The sequence below is a fragment of the Protaetiibacter mangrovi genome (assembly GCF_024752305.1).
GTDB classification, from domain to species: domain Bacteria; phylum Actinomycetota; class Actinomycetes; order Actinomycetales; family Microbacteriaceae; genus Homoserinibacter; species Homoserinibacter mangrovi.
Genome location: NZ_JANTHX010000005.1, coordinates 533,446 through 551,861, shown reverse-complemented (window position 1 = coordinate 551,861; position 18,416 = coordinate 533,446). Strand labels below are relative to the sequence as shown.

Genomic DNA, 18,416 nt, shown 5'->3' with positions numbered 1-18,416 from the left:
CCCCGCCATCGTGCAACGGATCGCGATGCGGATCGCGGCCCACGCCGCCGAGCGGGAATTTCCCGCTCGGTGACACCCCCGTAACGCGCGCGAGACATTCGACCTCTTTGCTGGTGGCAGACGGCTCCGCCCCCACCATCCTCGAGAGGGCTCCACATGATCCGCGACATCCTCGGCGAATGGGACATCTCCCAGATCGATCGCACCAAGAAGACATCCCTCGGACGCATCGCGTTCCTCGAGCGCGACGGACGGGTCGTCGTGGTCGACACCGACCCGGACGGCGCGGGCACCGCGGCGCGGGTCGAGTTCGACGGCGCCGCGATCCGCTTCGAGCTGCTCTCGGCCGGCTCCTCACGGGGGAACGCCCACTACACGTACGAGATCTCGCTGCACGGGCCGTACGCGTTCGGCGGCACCCGGCGCCGCGGGCTGCTGGCGAAGACCCCGATCACCGGCGAACGGGTGGGTGAACTCGCTGCGCCGGCACCCGCGGCGTGGGCACCGCCCGTCGTCGCTCCGAGCCATGCGGGAGAGCTGTCGTCCGACTTCTCGGGGATGCCGGGCAGTCTCGCCGAGGCGAAGGCGCGTGCCGCGGAGGCCGCCGAACGCGCCGCGCTGGCGGCCGCGGAGGCCGAGGCCGCCCAGGCCGAGGTGGAGGCCGCCGCCGCCCTCGAGAACGCCCGCCGCGCCGCCGAGAGGGCGGCTGCGGCGCGCGCCGCGGTCGCGGCCCAGGCACCCGCCACGCCGACGCACCCGGTCGCCGTGCCCGTGACGGAGGAGGCGCTGGCGGCCCTCCCCGCGCCGACCGAGCCCCCCGCGATCACCCCCGGATCCCGGGCGACGGCGGCCCCCCACGCGGCTGCCGCGATGCGCGTGACCCATCGCCTGAGCGGCGGCGGGAGCACCATCATGGCCGTCGAGGTCTTCCCCGACGTCTTCGTGTGGGGCGAGTCGTACGCCACCACGGATCGCCTGCGCGGCATCGGATGGTCGGCGTCGCCGATCGACACCGACGAACGCATCGAGGTGGCCGCGCGCCTCCTCCAGCAGGCGACCCTGCTGCGGGACTCGCTCGCCAGCTGAGACGGCGCAGCTGCGCGGCTGCGCCGCATGGCGACGGCGAGCGGATAGAGTGCCGCCACCGGCGGGATCCCGCTGCTCTCGTGGTGGTGGGCGCTGTGGATCAGCTCCAGCATCGCAGGCGGTCTCGTCGCGCGACTCTCCGCATCGGCGACCACCCTCGACGCCCTGATCGCCGCGTCGGCGGCCTTGGTGCTCGTCGACGCACTCAACCTCGCCGCTGCGGTGCTGGCGATCGGCGTCGTCCGCACCATCGATCGGTTGCAGCGCGACGCGGCGCAGACGAGCGGCGCCCACGCGTGACGGCGACCCCTGCCGTCGACGTCTCGGGCTGACAGGATTCGTCCCCACCGCCTCCCCCAGACGCGGCTACGCCGCGCCCGGGGCCCCGCGGCGGCGTGGGCCCACCTGCTCGCAGGTGCAGTTCTCGTCGGCTCGAGATAATGCGAAAGGGCCGTCCTTCGGACGACCCTTTCGCATGACGTCGGGCTGACAGGATTTGAACCTGCGACCCCTTGACCCCCAGTCAAGTGCGCTACCAAGCTGCGCCACAGCCCGTGGCTCGTGCCGTCACCGGCACGGCTACCTACCTTACCGTGTCCCGGGGGTCGCCGACGCCAGCGACGGTCCGTCGGAGAGCACCATCGCGAGCCCGTTGAGGCGCAGGGCGATCGCGCCGCGCAGATGCGGCAGGTCGGCGGATCCGTCGCCCGACGCGACGAGTAACGCCACCTGCTCGGTCCAGTCGAGGCGGGTGCCGCCGACGCCGTCGGGAGTCAACTCGATCGTCACGAGCGCCGTCCAGCGCACGACGCCGTCGACCGTGGAGTCGTAGCCGTAGACGAGACGATGCCCGGGCTCGAGCGCGAGGTAGCGCATCGTCGAGAGCAACCGCTCCTCGCGGCCATCCGGATGGGTGAACACCGCCTCGAGACGTTCTCCCCCTCCGGCGCGGAAGTCGTGGGCGACCTCGACGGTGCGGCCCGGCATCCGCACCCAGCGACGTCGCAGCGCGACGTCGGCGAAGGCGAGGTAGACGTCGGCGGGATCCGCCGCGAGGACGCGGCTCAGCGCGATCGTCTCGTGGCGCGCGTGGGCGGATGCGGTCGTCTCGGTCATGGCGCTCCCCCTGTGCAACAGCAGACGGCGAACCCTGCATTCCCGGGGGCGCGGTCGGCGCCCGGGGGTACCCTCGGCAGCGCGGGGCCGGCCGCTCGAGATGAGAGGCACTGCATGGCCGTCAACGCCGACCCCCGCGACGGGCTCGACGCCGCAGAACGTGCGCGGGCCGGATACCGCGGCGAGTGGCATCCGCTGCTCGCCGCCGTCGAGCAGCCGGTGGGCACCTGGACGATGACGGCACCCGACGGGCGCCCGTACGGGGTGATCCGGCTGCTGGAGCTCGGCGGCGAACGCGGCTACCGGGCCGTCACCTGGGCGGAGGACTCCGGCGATCGGGAGCTGATCGGGTACTTCCGCAGCCTGCGCGCCGCCGCCATGGCCGCCCACCGTCGCTTCCTCGCGAGCCACGGGCCGCGGCGGCTCCCCGCCGACGCGCGTAACACCGCCGCCACACGCCGCGCGTAGCCTGGCCGGGTGACCGACGCCACCGCGCACCTCGACGCGCTCACCCGCGTGATCCCCGACTTCCCGGAGCCGGGCATCCTGTTCCGCGACCTGACGCCCGTGTTCGCGGATGCCGCGGCGCTCGCCTCGATCGCGGATGCGCTGGTCGCGCCGTTCGCGGGCGCCTACGACGTCGTGGCGGGCGTCGAGGCGCGCGGGTTCGCTCTCGCGGCAGCCTCCGCGGCACGCTCGGGCCACGGCCTGCTGCTCGTGCGCAAGGCCGGCAAGCTGCCCGGGGCGACGCTCACCGAGAGCTACGCGCTCGAGTACGGCGAGGCGGCGCTGCAGGTGCACGTCGACCAGCTGCCCGCGGGCACCCGGGTGCTGCTCGTCGACGACGTGCTCGCCACGGGCGGCACGCTCGCCGCGTCGCACCGGCTCATCGAGCGCGCCGGGTGGGCGCTCGCCGGCACCGCCGTCGTGCTCGAGCTCGACGGGCTCGGCGGCCGGGAGCGGCTCGCGCCGCACGAGGTGCTGGCGCTGCAGCGGGCATAGGGCTGACATCACGAAACGGTAACGATGGCGTCCGAAGCCCCCTCCGGACGAGTGAAACGAGCCGTTCGGAGGTTCGGATGTCGGTGCCCCCGTGTGGTCTGGACGCATGGAGAACCCGACCGATCCGATCGCCGCAGCGGACGCCGCGCTCGATCGCGTCGTCGACATCCAGGCACGCATCGACGCCCTGGCGGCGGAGCGCGCTACGGCGCTGCTCGACTTCGAGGAGGCGTTCCAGGCGGCGTATGCGCCCGAGGCGCGGGCGATGCGAGACCGGGCCGAGCGCGCCGAGCTCGCCTGCGCCCTCCGCACTCCGGAGCGCGCCGTCGAGTCGCTGCTGGGCGAGGCGCGGATGCTCGTCCACGAGCTGCCCGCGACCCTGGAGGCGTTGGCTGAGGGCCGCTTCTCCTACCGCCACGCGCAGGTGCTCGTCGACGAGACCGCCGGGCTGGCGTCCGAGGATCGGGCGGCCATCGAGCGCGTCGCACTCGGCACCGCCGCGATCACCACGGTGTCGCAGTTCCGAGCTCGGGTGCGGCGCCTCCGCGAGAAGCGTCACCCCGAGACCATGAGCGAGCGGAGGCGCGACGCGCACCTGGAGCGCACCGTCGCCCTCGACCCGGCTCGCGACGGCATGGCGTATCTGACGCTGTACGTCGGGGCCGTCGAAGCATCGGCGATCTGGAATCGCGCCACCGCCGCCGCGGCACGCACCCACGCGGACGGCGACCCCCGCACCGTCACCCAGTTGCGGGTCGACCTGATGGTCGACGCGCTGCTCGAGCGCGACACCGTGCTCGGGCTCTCGCGCACGCAGCTGGAGGAGCTCGGTGCCGACCCGGAGGCGATGGCGCAGGTGCAGTCCGCCGAGTTCGGGCCGTTCGCCGGCATCGTTCCCACCGTCATCGTGACGGTGCCGGTGGGCACTCTGCTCGGCGGTACGGAGCCCGGGCACCTCGACGGCGTCGGCCCCGTCGATCCCGCGACCGCGCGCGGGCTCGCCTCCCACGCGCCCACCCTGTTCCGGCTCCTCACCGACCCCGAGACGGGCGCCCACCTCTCCCTGTCCCGCACGAGCTACCGCATCCCGGAGCCGCTGCGACGATGGCTCCGCCTCCGCGACGAGACCTGCCGCTTCCCTATGTGCCGCACCTGCGCCTCACGGTCCGACATCGACCACACGCACGACTGGGCGTACGACGGGCCGACCGATCACGACAACCTCGCACACCTGTCGCGTGGGCATCACACCCTCAAACACCACGGCGGTTGGCGGGTGCGCCAGACGCGCGGCGGCGCCCTCACCTGGACCAGCTACCTCGGCCGCGAGTACACGACGCACCCCGCCGCCTGACGCGTGGCGCGAAGGTGCGGGGGTCTCGAGACGCGTCGCCCTGCGGGCGGCGCTCCTCGACCACCTCGACGGTGCTGCGGGTGGACACACGAGCGAAGGCGGGCGCGGGATCGGGTTGCGCGACGCTGGCATCGGGACTGGCGGGAGCGCGTCGCCGAAGGCGACACGCGGGGGCATGCGTCGCGCAACCCGATCGCGCGTCCGCCGGAGCGTCGAGGGCGACCCCCGTCAGCTCAGGGTCGACGCCATGCCCATGCGCGCCAGCACGATGTTCTCGACGAGCTGCACGAGGTTGTAGAGCAGCAGCGTGACGATCGTGATGAGGGCCACCGACGCCCACAGCTCGTCGAAGCGGGCGGAGGCGGAGAACTTCTGGATCATGCCGCCGATGCCGGTTCCGGTGGAGAGCCACTCCGCGAGCAGTGCACCGGTCACCGCGCCGGGCACCGATACGCGCGCCGCGACGAACAGCGACGGCAGCGCCCCCGGGATCGACACCTTGCGCAGCTGCGTCAGCCGGGTGCCGCCGTAGACGGCGACCAGGTCGAGGCTCTCCCTGTTGGCGCGCGAGAGACCGAACATGACCGAGGCGAGCGCCGGGAACAGCACCACGATCGAGCCGATGACGGCGACGGATGCCGTGGTGCCGCGGCCGGTCAGCAGGATGATGACGGGCGCGATCGACACGAGCGGCACGGTGCGCAGCACGAGGGCGAGCGGCATGACGCCCGCCTCGACGGCACGCGAGAGCGAGAACAGCACGGCGAGCACGATGGCGACCGCCATGCCGACCACCCAGCCGAGCGCCGCATCCTGCAGCGTCTGCGCGAGCAGGGGCATGAGCGCGGCGCGATGGGCCGCCGCCGACTTGTCGGGGTCGACGCCGGGCTGGTCGACGAACAGGAAGTCCCACACGTCGAGCGGCCCCTTGGCGACGTACGGGGAGATGCCGGTGAGGCTCACGACCGCCTGCCACAGCAGCAGCACGATCACGATCGTCAGGAGGGCGTTGCCGAGCGCACGCGCCACCGATTTGGCGAGCGCACGCCCGCGGTCGCGCCGCACCCGCCGGCGGATCGCGGCATCCGCCTCCGCCGGATCGGGCGAGGTCAGCGCGTCGAACTGGGCGAGCGTCACGAGGTCGCCCTCCCCGCCACCCAGGGCGTCACGAGCCGTGCGATCAGCCCGACGAGCGCGTAGCCGACGAGCGCCACGAGCGCGCACAGCAGGAACACGGCCCAGACGCGCGTCGAGTCGAGATTGCCCTGCAACCGGATGAGCGTGATGCCGACGCTGCGGTCGGTCGCCCCCATGTACTCGCCGAGCACGGCGCCGAGGAAGGCGCTCGGCACGGCGATCTGCAGCGCGTTCAGGATGGCGGGTGTCGCCGCGATGAGGCGCACCTTGGTGAGCTGCGTCCAGCGTCCGCCGCCGAAGACGCGCACGACGTCGAGACTGGCCCGATCGGCGGCCCGGAAGCCGGCGAGGGCACCCACCACGGTGGTGAAGAACACGGCGAGGGCGGCGAGGAAGATCGCGGTCTTCGAGGGGTCGCCCGGGCTCTTCGCCCCGCCCAGCACGACGATCGCGATGCCGCCGACGGCGACCACCGGCAGGCAGTAGGAGACGACCGCGATCTGCGTGACGACGGGTTCGATCCGCGGCAGCAGCAGCACCGTCGCCGCGAGCAGCAGCGCGAGGCCGTTGCCCCAGGCGAAGCCGAGCAGGGCCTCGGTGATGGTGACCTTGAAGACCTCCCAGTACGCGGCGGGGCCGTCGGCGACCAGCTGCGCCACCACGGCGAACGGGCTGGGGACGGGGGTGAAGTCGGTGCCGGGCGGCGGCGTGAAGATCGTCGCCGACATGAGCCACCAGGCACCGACGATCACGACCGCGCCGATGATCCCGGCGGCCCAGCCCGGCATCCCGCGGCGACGAGAACTCGAGCCCGCCACCTCAGGACTCCGCTTCGGCGTGCCCGTCGGAACCGAACAGCAGCTCGGAGGCGCGGTCGACGAGGGCGTGGAACTCCGGGCTGCGCATCATGTCGGGCGTGCGGGGCCTCGGCAGGTCGACCTCGATGATCTCCTTCACCCGGCCCGGACGCGGCGACATCACGGCGACCCGGTCGGAGAGGAAGATCGCCTCCGAGATGCCGTGCGTCACGAGCAGGGTCGTCGCGGGCTTCTCGGTCCAGATGCGCAGCAGCTCGAGGTTGAGGTTCTGGCGCGTCATGTCGTCGAGGGCGCCGAACGGCTCGTCGAGCAGCAGCACCGAGGGCTTGAGGGCGAGAGCGCGCGCGATCGACACGCGCTGGCGCATACCGCCGGAGAGCTGCGCCGGCTTGGCCTTCTCGAAACCCGTCAAGCCGACGAGCGCGATGAGCTCGTCGATGTAGGCCTCGTCGGCCGTGCGGCCCGCGACCTCGAACGGCAGCTTGATGTTGGCCCGCACGCTGCGCCACGGCAGCAGGGCGTGGTCCTGGAAGGCGATCCCGAGCTCGCTCGCCCGGCGCAGCTCGTGCGGCGTCTTGCCGTCGACGCGCACCTCGCCGGTCGTCGGCTCCTCGAGGTCGGCGAGGATGCGCAGGATGGTCGACTTGCCGCAGCCGGACGGCCCGAGAAGTGCCAGGAACGAGCCCTGCTCGGTGTGCAGCTCGGTGTCCTGCAGCGCCTGCACCGTGCGACCGCGCCCGGCGTCGAACGCCTTGCTGAGACCCGTGATCTGGATGCCGGTGCCCGGGGTGACCCGGGCACCGGCATCCGGTGTTGCGGAGATCGTCATGCTACGGAAGGTACGCCTTCAGCTCGGGGTGCTCGGCGTAGATCTCGTCGATGAGGGTGGTGTCGAAGAGATCGTCCACCGAGACGTCCCAGCCGGCGGCCGCGAGCGAGGCGACCGTCTGCTTCTTGAGCTCGTCGGTGATCGTGAACAGGCCGTTCGCCTCCGTGTCGGGGGTCGAGATCAGCTCCTTCTCGGCCTCGAGGCCCATGCCCGTCTTGGTCGGGTCGAGGGCGCCGAAGACGGCCTCCAGCCCGTCGGCGTTCTCGGACGCCGCCTTGTCGTAGTAGCTCGTGATCAGGTCGACCGTGTCCTCGGTGGAGTTCTGGAACACGTCGGTCCAGCCCTTGATCTCGGCGATCAGGAACGCCTTCAGGAGGTCCTTGTTCTCGGCGAGGTACTGGTCGGTCACGGAGTAGGTCTCGGCGACGTAGGGCACGCCGTTCTCGGCATAGGGCAGGTTGGTGATGTCGTAGCCCGCGAGCTGCACGGTGAGCGCCTCGTTCGTCAGGTACGCCATGAACCCGTCGACCTCTCCGTTCATGAGCGGGGTCGGGTCGAAGTCGACCGGCACCACGGTCACCTGGTCGGGCGAGATGCCGTTCGCCGCGAGGATGGCCGCGAAGACGCTCGCGTTGGAGTCCTGCACGCCGATCTTCTTGCCGATGAGGTCCTCGGGGGTCTGGATGTCGGCGCCGTCGGTCAGCGACAGGATCGTGAAGGGGTTCTTCTGGAAGGTCGCGCCGATGATCTTGAGCGGGGCGTCCTGCTCGGCGATCGCCGCGCCGATCGACGCCGCGTCCGACAGGGCGACCTGCACGGTGCCAGAGAGGAGCTTCGCCACACCGGTGTCGGGTCCCGAGACGCCGATCACGTCGTCGAAGCCGGCCTCGTCGTAGTAGCCGTTCTCGTAGGCGTAGAACTCGCCCGCGAACTCCTCGTTCTTGATCCACGAGTACTGGACGCTGATCTCGCCGTAGGAGGCGGAGGCGCCGTCGGAGCCGGTGTCGGTGCTGTCGCCCGAGGCGCAGGCGGCGAGGACGAGGACGGCCGCGGCGGAGGCGGCGACGGCCGCGGTGACGCGGCGGGCGATGCGATGCGCGGGGTGCGCGGTGGGTGCCATGCGGATGCGGATCCCTTCGGATGCAGAGGGGTGGAGTGTGATGGGACCGACGCTATCGACGCCAGATTTCGCCATCCGTCCCGCCGTGTTTCCGGGACGTTACGCGCGTCGCCCGTGGGCGCTACCGTCGATGCATGACCGAGACTCCGGCCGATCGTCACGACCTCATCCGGGTGCGCGGCGCGCGCGAGAACAACCTGCGCGACGTGAGCCTCGACCTGCCGAAGCGGCGGCTCACGGTGTTCACCGGGGTGTCGGGCTCCGGCAAGAGCTCTCTCGTGTTCGGCACGATCGCGGCCGAGTCGCAGCGCATGATCAACGAGACCTACCCGGCGTTCGTGCAGGGCTTCATGCCGAGCCTCGCCCGCCCCGACGTCGACCGCCTCGAGGGGCTGACGACGGCGATCATCGTCGACCAGGAGCGCCTGGGCGCGAACTCGCGGTCCACCGTCGGCACGGTGACCGACGCGAACGCCCTGCTGCGCATCCTGTTCAGCCGGCTCGGGCAGCCCCACATCGGCTCCCCGCAGGCCTTCTCCTTCAACATCCCGACCGTGCACGGCGGCGGCGCGATCACGATCGAGAAGGGCGAGGGCGTGAAGAAGGTCGTGCGCGACTTCGCGCAGCTCGGCGGCATGTGCCCGCGCTGCGAGGGCATGGGGACGGTCAACGACATCGACCTCTCCCAGCTCTACGACGCGGAGCGCTCGCTCGTGGAGGGTGCGATCACGGTCCCCGGCTACACGGCCGACGGTTGGGGCACCCGCATGTACTCCGAGTCGGGGTTCGTGCCGGCCGATGTGCCGATCCGCGAGTTCAGCGAGAAGCAGCTGCACGAGCTGCTCTACAAGGAGCCCACGAAGGTCAAGATCAGCGGCATCAACATCACCTACGAGGGCCTCGTGCCGCGCATCCAGAAGTCGATGCTGTCGAAGGATCCGGATGCGATGCAGCCGCACATCCGCGCCTTCGTCGAGCGGGCCGTCACCTTCCGACCCTGCCCCGACTGCGGGGGCACGCGGCTCAACGAGGGTGCGCGGGCCTCGAAGATCGAGGGCGTCTCGATCGCCGATGCGTGCGCGATGCAGATCAGCGACCTGGCCGCCTGGGTGCGCGGGCTCGGCGACGCGGGCGCCGCTCCCCTGCTCGCGAGCCTGCGGCAGCTGCTCGACTCGTTCGTCGACATCGGGCTCGGCTATCTGTCGCTCGACCGCGCCTCGGGCACCCTCTCGGGCGGCGAGGCGCAGCGCACCAAGATGATCCGGCATCTCGGGTCGTCGCTCACCGACGTCACCTACGTCTTCGACGAGCCCACCATCGGCCTGCACCCGCACGACATCCAGCGCATGAACGAGCTGCTGCAGCAGCTGCGCGACAAGGGCAACACGGTGCTCGTGGTCGAGCACAAGCCGGAGGCGATCGCGATCGCCGACCATGTGGTCGATCTCGGGCCGCGCGCGGGTTCGGAGGGCGGGCGGATCGTGTTCGAGGGCACCGTCGACGAGCTCCGCGCCGCCGACACGCTCACCGGCCGCCACCTCGACGACCGCGCGAGCCTCAAGCAGTCGGTGCGCACGCCGCGCGGCGCACTCGAGATCCGCGGCGCGACCACCCACAACCTGCGGGAGGTCGACGTCGACGTGCCGCTCGGCGTGCTCGTCGTCGTCACGGGCGTCGCCGGCTCGGGCAAGAGCTCGCTCATCCACGGCTCGATCGCGAACCGCGACGGCGTCGTCTCGGTCGACCAGGGTGCCATCCGCGGCTCGCGGCGCAGCAACCCCGCCACCTACACCGGGCTGCTGGAGCCCATCCGCAAGGCGTTCGCCAAGGCGAACGGGGTGAAGCCGGCGCTGTTCAGCGCCAACTCGGAGGGCGCCTGCCCGAACTGCAACGGCGCGGGCGTGATCTACCTCGACCTCGGGGTGATGGCCGGGGTGGAGTCGCCCTGCGAGGTGTGCGGCGGCCGCCGTTTCGACTCGTCGGTGCTCGAGTACCGGCTCGGCGGGCGCGACATCAGCGAGGTGCTCGCGATGCCCGTCGCCGAGGCCCTCGCCTTCTTCTCCGAGGGCGAGGCCCGGCTGCCGGCGGCGCAGGCGGTGCTGCAGCGGCTCGTCGACGTGGGGCTCGGCTACCTCGGCATCGGGCAGCCGCTGACCACCCTGTCCGGCGGTGAGCGGCAGCGGCTCAAGCTCGCCGTCAACATGGCGGAGGACGGAGGCGTCTACGTGCTCGACGAGCCGACGACCGGGCTGCACCTGGCCGACGTCGATCAGCTGCTCGGTCTGCTCGACCGCCTCGTCGACGCCGGCAAGTCGGTCGTCGTGATCGAGCACCACCAGGCCGTCATGGCGCACGCCGACTGGATCATCGACATCGGGCCGGGTGCCGGCCATGACGGGGGCCGCGTGGTGTTCGAGGGAACGCCCGGCGCGCTCATCGCCGACGGCTCGACCCTGACGGCACAGCACCTGGCGCGCTACGTGGCATCGGTGTGACCATGGGGGCATGCCCACGCTTCACCTGACCGGGGAACCGGATGCCGACCGCCTGCTGTCGGAGAGCCCGCTCGCGCTGCTGATCGGGATGCTGCTCGACCAGCAGGTGCCGATGGAGACGGCGTTCGCCGGTCCTGAGAAGCTGCGCGTGCGGATGGGCGGCGCTCTCGACGCGCAGACGATCGCCGGCGCCGACCCCGAGGCGCTCGCCGAGCTCTTCAAGGAACCGCCCGCGATCCACCGCTTCCCCGGGTCGATGGCCGCCCGTGTGCAGACCCTCTGCCGCACGGTCGTCACCGACTGGCACGGCGACGCCGCCGCGATCTGGACCGACGGCGACCCCGACGGCCGGGAGATCCTGACGCGACTGAAGGCGCTGCCGGGCTTCGGCGAGCAGAAGGCCCGCATCTTCCTCGCCCTGCTCGGCAAGCAGTACGAGCTCGAGGCGGAGGGCTGGCAGCAGGCAGCAGGCGACTACGCCGAGCCGGGTTCCTTCCGTTCGGTGGCCGACATCGTCGACCACGACTCGCTGCTCACCGTCCGCGCACACAAGAAGGCCATGAAGGCCGCCGCGAAAGCCTGAAAGGTGCCGACCGCGATGCGCGCCGTCCTCCGGGCGGCCCGCCGCTACTGGGCGGTCACGCTGACCCTCGTGATCGGCGGGATCGGCGGTGTGCTGGCCCTGGCGGGCGCGGGCGCGGCGGTGCAGTACCTGTTCAGCGCCTATGCGCTCGCGATCGCGCTCTGGCAGGCGGTCGTGATGGTGCGCCGCCTGCTGCGGCGCGAGTTCGGGCTCGACGTGCTGGCGATCATGGCGATCGTCGCCACGGTGGTGGTCGGCGAGTTCGTGGCCGCCCTCGTCGTGGTGCTGATGCTGATGGGCGGCGAGGCCCTCGAGGACTTCGCGAACCGGCGGGCGAAGCACGAGCTCGACGCGCTGCTCGCCCGTGCACCCCACAGCGCCCACGTGCAGCGCGGCGACCGTTTCGAGGAGGTACCCGTCGACGAGGTGGCGATCGGCGAGGTGCTGCTGATCCGCCCCGCCGAGGTCGTGCCGGTCGACGGCACGCTGCTCGCGGCGCACGCCTCCGTCGACGAGTCCTCGCTCACCGGAGAGAGCGTGCCGGTCGAGAAGGTCCGCGGCGAGCTGCTGCTCTCCGGCTCCGTGAACGGTCCGGAGGCGGTGGAGCTCCGGGCGACGGCGACCGCCGCCGCCAGCCAGTACCAGCAGATCGTGGCTCTGGTCTCGGAGGCGGCCGCGAGCCGCGCGCCGGTGGTGCGGCTCGCCGATCGCTTCGCCGTGCCGTTCACCGCCTTCTCGCTCGCGCTCGCCGGCGTCGCCTGGGCCGTGTCGGCGGATCCGGCGCGGTTCGCCGAGGTGCTCGTGCTCGCGACCCCCTGCCCGCTGTTGATCGCGGCGCCCGTCGCCTTCGTCGGGGGCATGAGCCGGGCCGCCCGCGGCGGTCTCATCGTCAAGGGCGGCAGCGTGCTCGAGCAGCTCGCGGCGGCGCGGACCGCCGTGTTCGACAAGACGGGCACCCTCACCCACGGCGCCCCGGAGATCACCGAGGTGCGCACGGCATCCGGCGCGGATGCGGACGAGCTCCTCACCGTCGTGGCGAGCGCCGAGCAGTACTCCTCGCACGTTCTCGCGGCCTCGCTCATCCGCTCGGCCACGGCCCGCGGTCTCACCCTCCGCGAGGCCGAGGACGCCCGCGAGGTGGCGACCGACGGGGTGGAGGCGACCCTCGACGGGCGCGCGGTCGTGCTCGGCAAGTTCGCGTTCGTGGCGGCGCACGCGCCGGATGCCGTGCGCACCCGCATCGCCCCGGGTGAGCTGGCGATCTACGCCGCCGTCGACGGGAGGTACGCGGGGGCGATCCTCGCCCGCGACACCGTCCGCGCGAACGCGCGGCGGACGCTCGAGCGGCTCGCGGCCCTCGGGGTGCGGCGCACGCTCATGCTGACCGGCGACGCCCGGGAGACCGCCGAGCACGTGGCCGCCGAGGTCGGCATCGCCGAGGTGCGCGCGGAATGCCTCCCGGCCGACAAGGTGTCCACGGTGCGGGGTATCGCCGAGCGCCCCGTCATCATGGTGGGCGACGGGGTCAACGACGCCCCGGTGCTCGCCTCCGCCGAGGTGGGCGTCGCGATGGGCGCGAAGGGCGCCACCGCGGCGAGCGAGTCTGCCGACGTCGTCGTGCTCGTCGACGACATCGGGCGGGTCGCGGACGCCGTCGAGATCGGACGACGGACGGTCGCGGTGGCGCTGCAGAGCATCTGGGTCGGCATCGCCGTGTCGATCGGGCTCATGGTGGTGGCGAGCTTCGGGGTGATCCCTGCCACGCTCGGCGCGCTGCTGCAGGAGGTCGTCGACCTCATCACGATCCTCGCCGCCCTGCGCGCCCTCGGCCCCCGGCGCGAGCGGACCGGATCAGCGGATGCCGAGCTCGGCGAGCGAGCGCTCGATCGTCGCGGCTGACGCGGCGAACCGCTGCTGCTCCTCGTCGTCGAACGGCACGTCGATCACGCGGCGCACCCCGCCGGCGTCGACGACGCTCGGCACGGAGAGCGCGACGCCGCTCACGCCGTGGTAGCCGTCGAGCACGCTCGACACGGGAAGCACCGCGCCCTCGTCGCGCAGGATCGCCTCGACGATGCGGGCCCCGGAGAGCCCGATCGCGTAGTTCGTCGCGCCCTTCCCCGCGATGACGGTGTAGGCGGCGTTCTTGACCTCGTCCGCGATCCGGTCGAGCTCCTCGCGGTCGAGCGGCCCGTGGCCGGCATCCCAGTGGTCGAGCGGAACCGGTCCGATGCGCGCCTGGGACCACAGCGGGAACTCCGAGTCCCCGTGCTCGCCGATGATCATCGCGTGGGTGCTCGACGCCGCGACCCCGAGCCGACTCGCCAGCAGCCAGCGCAGCCGCGAGGAGTCAAGCACCGTGCCGGAGGCGAAGACGCGCGAGGCGGGGAGACCCGAGAAGCGGTGGGCCGCGACGGCGAGCACGTCGCAGGGGTTCGAGACCACCACGAACACGGCGTTCGGCGCCCGCTCGACGAGCCGAGGCATGAGCTCGCGGATGATGCCCACGTTCACGCCCGCCAGCTCGAGCCGGGTCTGGCCGGGCTTCTGCTTGGCGCCCGCCGTGATGACGACCACGTTCGACCCGTCGACGACGCCGAGGTCGGAGCCGCCGCGGATGCTGGACGACCCGGTGAAGGGCGTCCCGTGGGCGAGGTCGAGCACCTCGGCCTCGACGCGCGCCGTGTCGATGTCGTAGAGCGCGACCTCGCGCGCCGACTCGCGGATCAGGGCGGCGTAGGCGAGCGAGGTGCCCACGGCACCCGCCCCGATCACGGTCAGCTTCGCGTTCTCGATGACGGCCATGCCCCGATCCTGGCGCACGGCGCCGCCGGCGCGACAGGCCGGAAGTCCCAGCCGCGACCAAGGCGCCACCGACGAACGCCCCACGCACGGCGCCCATCCTCGTGGCATGACCGACGCATCCGGAACCCCGCGACGCTCCCGGCGACGGGGGCGCGCACTCGTCGCGATCGGCGCGACCACGGCGCTCGTCCTCGGCGGCGGCGCCTGGTGGGCCGCCGACCGCTACCTCATCCCGCACGTCGCCGTCTCCGACGTCTCGGCGCTCGAGCAGCAGGCGGGGACGGCGCAGACCGTCTCCGACGAGGGCGGGACCCTCACCTCCGACGGCTACACGAGCGACGACGCGAGCATCACGGTGTCGACGGTGACCACGGGCTCGGGCGACGACACCGTCACCTACTACATGGCCGACGTGACGCTCGGCGACGCGACGGTGCTGCGTTCCGCGTTCGCCGACGACTCCTTCGGCACCAACATCACCCAGACCACCTCCGCGATCGCCGAGGCGCACGGCGCGGTGTTCGCGATCAACGGCGACTACTACGGGTTCCGCGACACGGGCATCGAGATCCGCAACGGCGTGATCTACCGCGACGCGGGGGCGCGGGAGGGGCTCGCGTTCTACTCCGACGGCCGCGTCGAGGTCTACGACGAGACGCAGACCACCGCGCAGGAGCTGCTCGACGCCGGGGTCTGGAACACGCTCTCGTTCGGCCCCGCCCTCGTCGAGGACGGTGAGGTCGCCGCCGGCATCGACACGGCGGAGGTCGACACGAACTTCGGCAACCACTCCATCCAGGGCACCCAGCCGCGCACCGCGGTCGGGGTGATCGACGAGAACCACCTGGTGTTCGTCGTCGTCGACGGGCGGCAGGCCGGCTACAGCGCGGGGGTCACCCTGACCGACCTCGCCGACATCATGATCTCGCTCGGCGCGACCACCGCCTACAACCTCGACGGCGGCGGCAGCTCGACCATGTACTTCGGCGGCGAGGTGATCAACTCGCCCTCGAACGGCGGCGAGCGCGGCACCTCGGACATCCTCTACGTCGCGGGATGAGGTGACCCGGATGATCGTGCTGATCCCCGCCTACGAGCCGGGCGACCGCCTCGTCCCGCTCGTGGCCCAGCTGCGGCGCATGGACCCGGGGCTGACGGTGCTCCTGGTCGACGACGGCTCGGGCGCCTCTTACCGGGCCGTGTTCGACGCGGTGCAGGTGCTGGGCGCCGAGGTGCTCGTCCATCCGCGCAACCGGGGCAAGGCGGCCGCCCTGCGCACCGGACTGCGGCATGCGCTCGCGCACCACCCGGGCCGCGACGTCGTGACGGCCGACAGCGACGGCCAGCACACGGCGGTCGACATCCTGCGCGTCGCCGACCGGCTGGCCGAGCAGACGTCGACGGATGGGGTGTCGACGGACGGGGGTCGTCCGCTCGTGCTCGGCACCCGCGCCTTCGGGCCGGGAACGCCCGCGCGGAGCCGGTTCGGCAACGCGGTCTCGAGCGCGCTGTTCGGGATGGCGGCGGGCTACCGGGTGCGCGACACCCAGACCGGCCTGCGCGGCATCCCCGCCGAGCGCATCCCCTGGGCGCTCGAGGTGCCGGGCGAGCGGTTCGCCTACGAGCTCGAGGTGCTGCTCGCCTGCCGCGGGGGCGGCGTGCCGGTCGTGGAGGTGCCGGTGCAGACGGTGTACCTCGAGCGCAACGCGTCGAGCCACTTCCGGCCGCTCGTCGACTCGCTGCGGGTGATGCGCCCGATGGCGCGGTACCTCGGCGCCTCCCTCGCCGGGTTCGTGATCGACGTCGTGCTGCTGCAGGGCCTCGTGCTGCTCGGGGCCCCGCTGCTCGCCGCGGTGGTGTCGGCGCGCCTCGTGAGCGCATCCGCGAACTTCGCCCTCAACCGTCGCTTCGTGTTCCGCGCCCGCGCGGGGTCGCTCGGCGGTCAGGCCGTGCGGTACGCCGCGCTCGCCGCGGTGGTCCTCGCCGTGAACTACCTCGTCCTCGCCGCGATGACCGACGCCGGTGCGCCCCTGCTCGCGGCCAAGGTCGCCGTGGAGGTGGCGTTGTTCGCGGCCTCCTTCGGCATCCAGCGGATGCTGGTGTTCGCCCGCCGCGCCTCGCGCGCACCCGCGGCACCCGCCCCGGCGCCGCCGCGTGTCCGCGCCGGGCGTCGGGTCGCCGGTGCCGCCGCGGCGGGGGCGTCGGTGCTGCTGCTCGCGGGCTGCTCGGTCGCCGCGGGGGCCGGATCCTCCGGGTCCGATTCCGCGGGGTCCGATTCCGCGGAGGCTGCGACCGGGGACGCGTGGAGGGACACCTCGCTCGTGCACGACATCCGCGTCGAGGACGACGACACGGTGCTCGAGGATCTCGTCGCGACGTTCCTCGCGAGCGGCGAGAAGGACTGGGGGTCGGTGACGGTGACCATCGACGGGACGACCCTCGACGACGTCGGCATCAAGCTCAAGGGCAACTCCTCGCTGCGCACGGTCTCGGCCGAGACCCCGCTCGCGGAGGTGCCGTGGATCCTGCGCCTCGACGAGTTCGTCGACGGGCAGTCGTACCAGGGCGAGACCGAGCTGGTGATCCGGGGGAACAGCTCGGAGACCTCGCTCAACGAGGCGGTCGCGCTGGGTCTGCTGCGCGCATCCGGTCTCGCCGCCGAGAACGCGGTCGCCGCGCGGTTCCGCGTCGGCGACGAGCAGGCGGCGCTGCGCCTGGTCGTCGAGAACCCCACCGGCGCGTGGGCCGACGAGGAGTTCGGCACCGCCGGGCAGCTCTACAAGGCGGAGAGCGGCGGGGACGAGGACTACCACGGCACCGACCCCGGGGCCTACGCGGACTCCTGGGATCAGGAGGGCGGCGACGACGAGCTGTCGGCGCTCATCGCCTTCCTGCAGTTCGTCGACGAGTCCGACGACGAGACCTTCGCCGCCGCGCTGCCCGATCACCTCGACGTGCAGGCCTTCGCCGACTATCTGGCGTTCCAGGAGCTCGTGCAGAACACCGACGACATCGACGGTCCCGGCAACAACTGGTACCTCTTCGTCGACGACGCCACGGGCGTCGCGACGGTCGTGAACTGGGATCTCAACCTCGCGTTCGGCCAGAGCCCGGGCGGCGGCGGGCCCGCGGGCGGCGGCGACCGACCGGGTGCCGGCCCCGCGCGCGGCGGTGGCGGTGGCGGCGGTGGCGGCGGCGAGAGCCTGCTGAAGGAGCGATTCCTCGCGGTCCCCGCGTTCGCCGAGCTGTACGCCGAGGCCACCACGACGCTGACCGCTCGACTCCTCGACGACGGGACCGCCGCATCCCTCGTCGACGCCTGGCAGCAGACCCTCGACACCCAGGCGGAGGACCTGGTGTCGTCGGACGTCGTCTCACGCGAGGCGGATGCCGTCCGCACCGCACTCGGGATCGCCTGATCCGGATCCTCCCGCGATCAGGGGCGCACGAGCGGCAGGAACACCTCGTCGACGATCGCGACGATCTCCTCGTCCGGCACGGGACCGAGTCGCATGATCGCCTCGGAGCGGAACAGGTCGAAGGCGGAGCGCATGGCGCGATCGGTGAGATCGGCGCGCGCCTCGCCGCGCGCGACCGCGCGCGCGACGATGAGCGGCACGAGGCTCGGCCGCTCGCCGAGCAGCTGCGACCGCAGCTCGGCGGGCGTGATGCCCGTCTCGGCGTAGAACCCGGCGAGCTGCACGCTCAGCACGACCCAGGTGCCGAGCCGATTGGCGTTGGAGTACCGGAGCAGCTCGAGCATGTCCTCCCGCAGGCTGCCGGTGTCGGGCGAGATCGTGGGGGTGCGCTCGCCGAGGCGGCGGATGGCGGCGAGCACGAGCTCCTCGCGGCTCGGCCACCGCCGATACAGCACGGCGCGGCTGGTGCGGGCGCGCGTGGCCACGGCCTCGTAGGTGAGACCGCCGTAGCCCTTCTCGGCGATCTCGTCCCAGACGGCGTCGAGGATGGCGTCTTCGAGTTCCGCGCCGCGGCGTCGGGTCGCCTTTTCAAGAGTCACTTGCGTATCTTATCGCCTCGGCGTATCTTCACAAGAGACACTAACGTCTCTTA

17 protein-coding genes and 1 tRNA gene are annotated in these 18,416 nt (G+C 72.3%); 10 read left to right on the top strand and 8 right to left on the bottom strand.

The genetic code is table 11. The features are described 5' to 3' along the window. Nucleotides 1-156: 156 nt before the first annotated feature. Nucleotides 157-1,086 (top strand): hypothetical protein, encoded by a 930-nt coding sequence (locus NUH29_RS07525; RefSeq protein WP_258798413.1) that lies wholly within the window; start codon nucleotides 157-159, stop codon nucleotides 1,084-1,086. 66 nt (nucleotides 1,087-1,152) lie between these two features. Further along, nucleotides 1,153-1,386, top strand: a complete 234-nt coding sequence (locus NUH29_RS07520; protein WP_308445756.1) for a DUF4328 domain-containing protein — start codon at nucleotides 1,153-1,155, stop codon at nucleotides 1,384-1,386. Nucleotides 1,387-1,567: 181 nt separating this feature from the next. Here the strand turns inward: NUH29_RS07520 and NUH29_RS07515 are convergent. Both NUH29_RS07515 and NUH29_RS07510 read right to left on the bottom strand, forming a co-directional pair. Then, a tRNA-Pro gene (locus tag NUH29_RS07515) sits at nucleotides 1,568-1,641 on the bottom strand. A gap of 33 nt (nucleotides 1,642-1,674) precedes the next feature. Next, nucleotides 1,675-2,202 (bottom strand): SRPBCC domain-containing protein, encoded by a 528-nt coding sequence (locus NUH29_RS07510; RefSeq protein WP_258798412.1) that lies wholly within the window; start codon nucleotides 2,200-2,202, stop codon nucleotides 1,675-1,677. A gap of 114 nt (nucleotides 2,203-2,316) precedes the next feature. Here NUH29_RS07510 and NUH29_RS07505 point away from each other — a divergent pair, with 114 nt between their 5' ends. From NUH29_RS07505 to NUH29_RS07495, 3 genes are all read left to right on the top strand, one after another. Continuing rightward, on the top strand, nucleotides 2,317-2,670 hold the full coding sequence (locus NUH29_RS07505; RefSeq protein ID WP_258798411.1) for a hypothetical protein: 354 nt from the start codon (nucleotides 2,317-2,319) through the stop codon (nucleotides 2,668-2,670). A 9-nt stretch (nucleotides 2,671-2,679) separates the two neighbouring features. Then, the gene (locus tag NUH29_RS07500) at nucleotides 2,680-3,204 is read left to right on the top strand and encodes an adenine phosphoribosyltransferase (RefSeq protein WP_258798410.1); all 525 of its coding nucleotides are present in this window, start codon (nucleotides 2,680-2,682) and stop codon (nucleotides 3,202-3,204) included. Nucleotides 3,205-3,310: 106 nt separating this feature from the next. Beyond that, nucleotides 3,311-4,558 (top strand): HNH endonuclease signature motif containing protein, encoded by a 1,248-nt coding sequence (locus NUH29_RS07495; protein WP_258798409.1) that lies wholly within the window; start codon nucleotides 3,311-3,313, stop codon nucleotides 4,556-4,558. 228 nt (nucleotides 4,559-4,786) lie between these two features. Here the strand turns inward: NUH29_RS07495 and NUH29_RS07490 are convergent, their stop codons facing one another. The 4 genes from NUH29_RS07490 to NUH29_RS07475 are packed head-to-tail and all read right to left on the bottom strand — an operon-like array spanning nucleotide 4,787 to nucleotide 8,462. Continuing rightward, nucleotides 4,787-5,695, bottom strand: a complete 909-nt coding sequence (locus tag NUH29_RS07490; RefSeq protein ID WP_258798408.1) for an ABC transporter permease — start codon at nucleotides 5,693-5,695, stop codon at nucleotides 4,787-4,789. Next, nucleotides 5,692-6,483 (bottom strand): ABC transporter permease, encoded by a 792-nt coding sequence (locus NUH29_RS07485; protein ID WP_258798407.1) that lies wholly within the window; start codon nucleotides 6,481-6,483, stop codon nucleotides 5,692-5,694. The genes NUH29_RS07490 and NUH29_RS07485 overlap by 4 nt, the downstream gene beginning before the upstream one ends. Nucleotides 6,484-6,514: 31 nt before the next feature. Further along, on the bottom strand, nucleotides 6,515-7,342 hold the full coding sequence (locus NUH29_RS07480) for an ABC transporter ATP-binding protein (RefSeq protein ID WP_258798406.1): 828 nt from the start codon (nucleotides 7,340-7,342) through the stop codon (nucleotides 6,515-6,517). 1 nt (nucleotide 7,343) lies between these two features. Beyond that, on the bottom strand, nucleotides 7,344-8,462 hold the full coding sequence (locus NUH29_RS07475) for an ABC transporter substrate-binding protein (RefSeq protein WP_258798404.1): 1,119 nt from the start codon (nucleotides 8,460-8,462) through the stop codon (nucleotides 7,344-7,346). A 134-nt stretch (nucleotides 8,463-8,596) separates the two neighbouring features. Here NUH29_RS07475 and NUH29_RS07470 point away from each other — a divergent pair, with 134 nt between their 5' ends. Genes NUH29_RS07470 through NUH29_RS07460 form a run of 3 tightly spaced genes read left to right on the top strand, consistent with a single transcriptional unit; the run spans nucleotide 8,597 to nucleotide 13,439 of the window. Beyond that, nucleotides 8,597-10,957 (top strand): ATP-binding cassette domain-containing protein, encoded by a 2,361-nt coding sequence (locus NUH29_RS07470; RefSeq protein ID WP_258798403.1) that lies wholly within the window; start codon nucleotides 8,597-8,599, stop codon nucleotides 10,955-10,957. Nucleotides 10,958-10,967: 10 nt separating this feature from the next. Continuing rightward, nucleotides 10,968-11,540, top strand: a complete 573-nt coding sequence (locus NUH29_RS07465) for an HhH-GPD-type base excision DNA repair protein (protein WP_258798402.1) — start codon at nucleotides 10,968-10,970, stop codon at nucleotides 11,538-11,540. Nucleotides 11,541-11,555: 15 nt separating this feature from the next. Further along, the gene (locus NUH29_RS07460) at nucleotides 11,556-13,439 is read left to right on the top strand and encodes a heavy metal translocating P-type ATPase (protein WP_258798401.1); all 1,884 of its coding nucleotides are present in this window, start codon (nucleotides 11,556-11,558) and stop codon (nucleotides 13,437-13,439) included. On the opposite strand, the gene NUH29_RS07455 is transcribed toward NUH29_RS07460, so the two are convergent. After that, nucleotides 13,392-14,345, bottom strand: coding sequence for an L-lactate dehydrogenase (locus NUH29_RS07455; RefSeq protein ID WP_258798400.1), 954 nt, complete (start codon nucleotides 14,343-14,345; stop codon nucleotides 13,392-13,394). The genes NUH29_RS07460 and NUH29_RS07455 overlap by 48 nt on opposite strands. A 106-nt stretch (nucleotides 14,346-14,451) precedes the next feature. Between NUH29_RS07455 and NUH29_RS07450 the strand changes: the two genes are divergently transcribed. Together NUH29_RS07450 and NUH29_RS07445 are read left to right on the top strand one after the other, a co-directional pair. Continuing rightward, on the top strand, nucleotides 14,452-15,405 hold the full coding sequence (locus tag NUH29_RS07450; RefSeq protein ID WP_258798399.1) for a phosphodiester glycosidase family protein: 954 nt from the start codon (nucleotides 14,452-14,454) through the stop codon (nucleotides 15,403-15,405). Nucleotides 15,406-15,415: 10 nt separating this feature from the next. Beyond that, nucleotides 15,416-17,764: a CotH kinase family protein gene (locus NUH29_RS07445; RefSeq protein WP_258798398.1), complete on the top strand. Its 2,349-nt coding sequence runs from the start codon at nucleotides 15,416-15,418 to the stop codon at nucleotides 17,762-17,764. Between the two features lie 17 nt (nucleotides 17,765-17,781). Here the strand turns inward: NUH29_RS07445 and NUH29_RS07440 are convergent, their stop codons facing one another. Beyond that, a complete protein-coding gene (locus tag NUH29_RS07440) occupies nucleotides 17,782-18,363 on the bottom strand; it encodes a TetR/AcrR family transcriptional regulator (protein ID WP_258798397.1) in 582 nt (193 codons plus the stop codon). Nucleotides 18,364-18,416: the final 53 nt, after the last annotated feature.

What these genes read in the sequence shown, in the direction of transcription:
- NUH29_RS07525 (WP_258798413.1), top strand. Translation starts at nt 157, where the DNA reads ATGATCCGCGACATCCTCGGCGAATGGGACATCTCCCAGATCGATCGC.
- NUH29_RS07510 (WP_258798412.1), bottom strand. Translation starts at nt 2,202, where the DNA reads ATGACCGAGACGACCGCATCCGCCCACGCGCGCCACGAGACGATCGCG.
- NUH29_RS07505 (WP_258798411.1), top strand. Translation starts at nt 2,317, where the DNA reads ATGGCCGTCAACGCCGACCCCCGCGACGGGCTCGACGCCGCAGAACGT.
- NUH29_RS07495 (WP_258798409.1), top strand. Translation starts at nt 3,311, where the DNA reads ATGGAGAACCCGACCGATCCGATCGCCGCAGCGGACGCCGCGCTCGAT.
- NUH29_RS07485 (WP_258798407.1), bottom strand. Translation starts at nt 6,483, where the DNA reads ATGCCGGGCTGGGCCGCCGGGATCATCGGCGCGGTCGTGATCGTCGGT.
- NUH29_RS07480 (WP_258798406.1), bottom strand. Translation starts at nt 7,342, where the DNA reads ATGACGATCTCCGCAACACCGGATGCCGGTGCCCGGGTCACCCCGGGC.
- NUH29_RS07475 (WP_258798404.1), bottom strand. Translation starts at nt 8,462, where the DNA reads ATGGCACCCACCGCGCACCCCGCGCATCGCATCGCCCGCCGCGTCACC.
- NUH29_RS07470 (WP_258798403.1), top strand. Translation starts at nt 8,597, where the DNA reads ATGACCGAGACTCCGGCCGATCGTCACGACCTCATCCGGGTGCGCGGC.
- NUH29_RS07465 (WP_258798402.1), top strand. Translation starts at nt 10,968, where the DNA reads ATGCCCACGCTTCACCTGACCGGGGAACCGGATGCCGACCGCCTGCTG.
- NUH29_RS07460 (WP_258798401.1), top strand. Translation starts at nt 11,556, where the DNA reads ATGCGCGCCGTCCTCCGGGCGGCCCGCCGCTACTGGGCGGTCACGCTG.
- NUH29_RS07455 (WP_258798400.1), bottom strand. Translation starts at nt 14,345, where the DNA reads ATGGCCGTCATCGAGAACGCGAAGCTGACCGTGATCGGGGCGGGTGCC.
- NUH29_RS07450 (WP_258798399.1), top strand. Translation starts at nt 14,452, where the DNA reads ATGACCGACGCATCCGGAACCCCGCGACGCTCCCGGCGACGGGGGCGC.
- NUH29_RS07445 (WP_258798398.1), top strand. Translation starts at nt 15,416, where the DNA reads ATGATCGTGCTGATCCCCGCCTACGAGCCGGGCGACCGCCTCGTCCCG.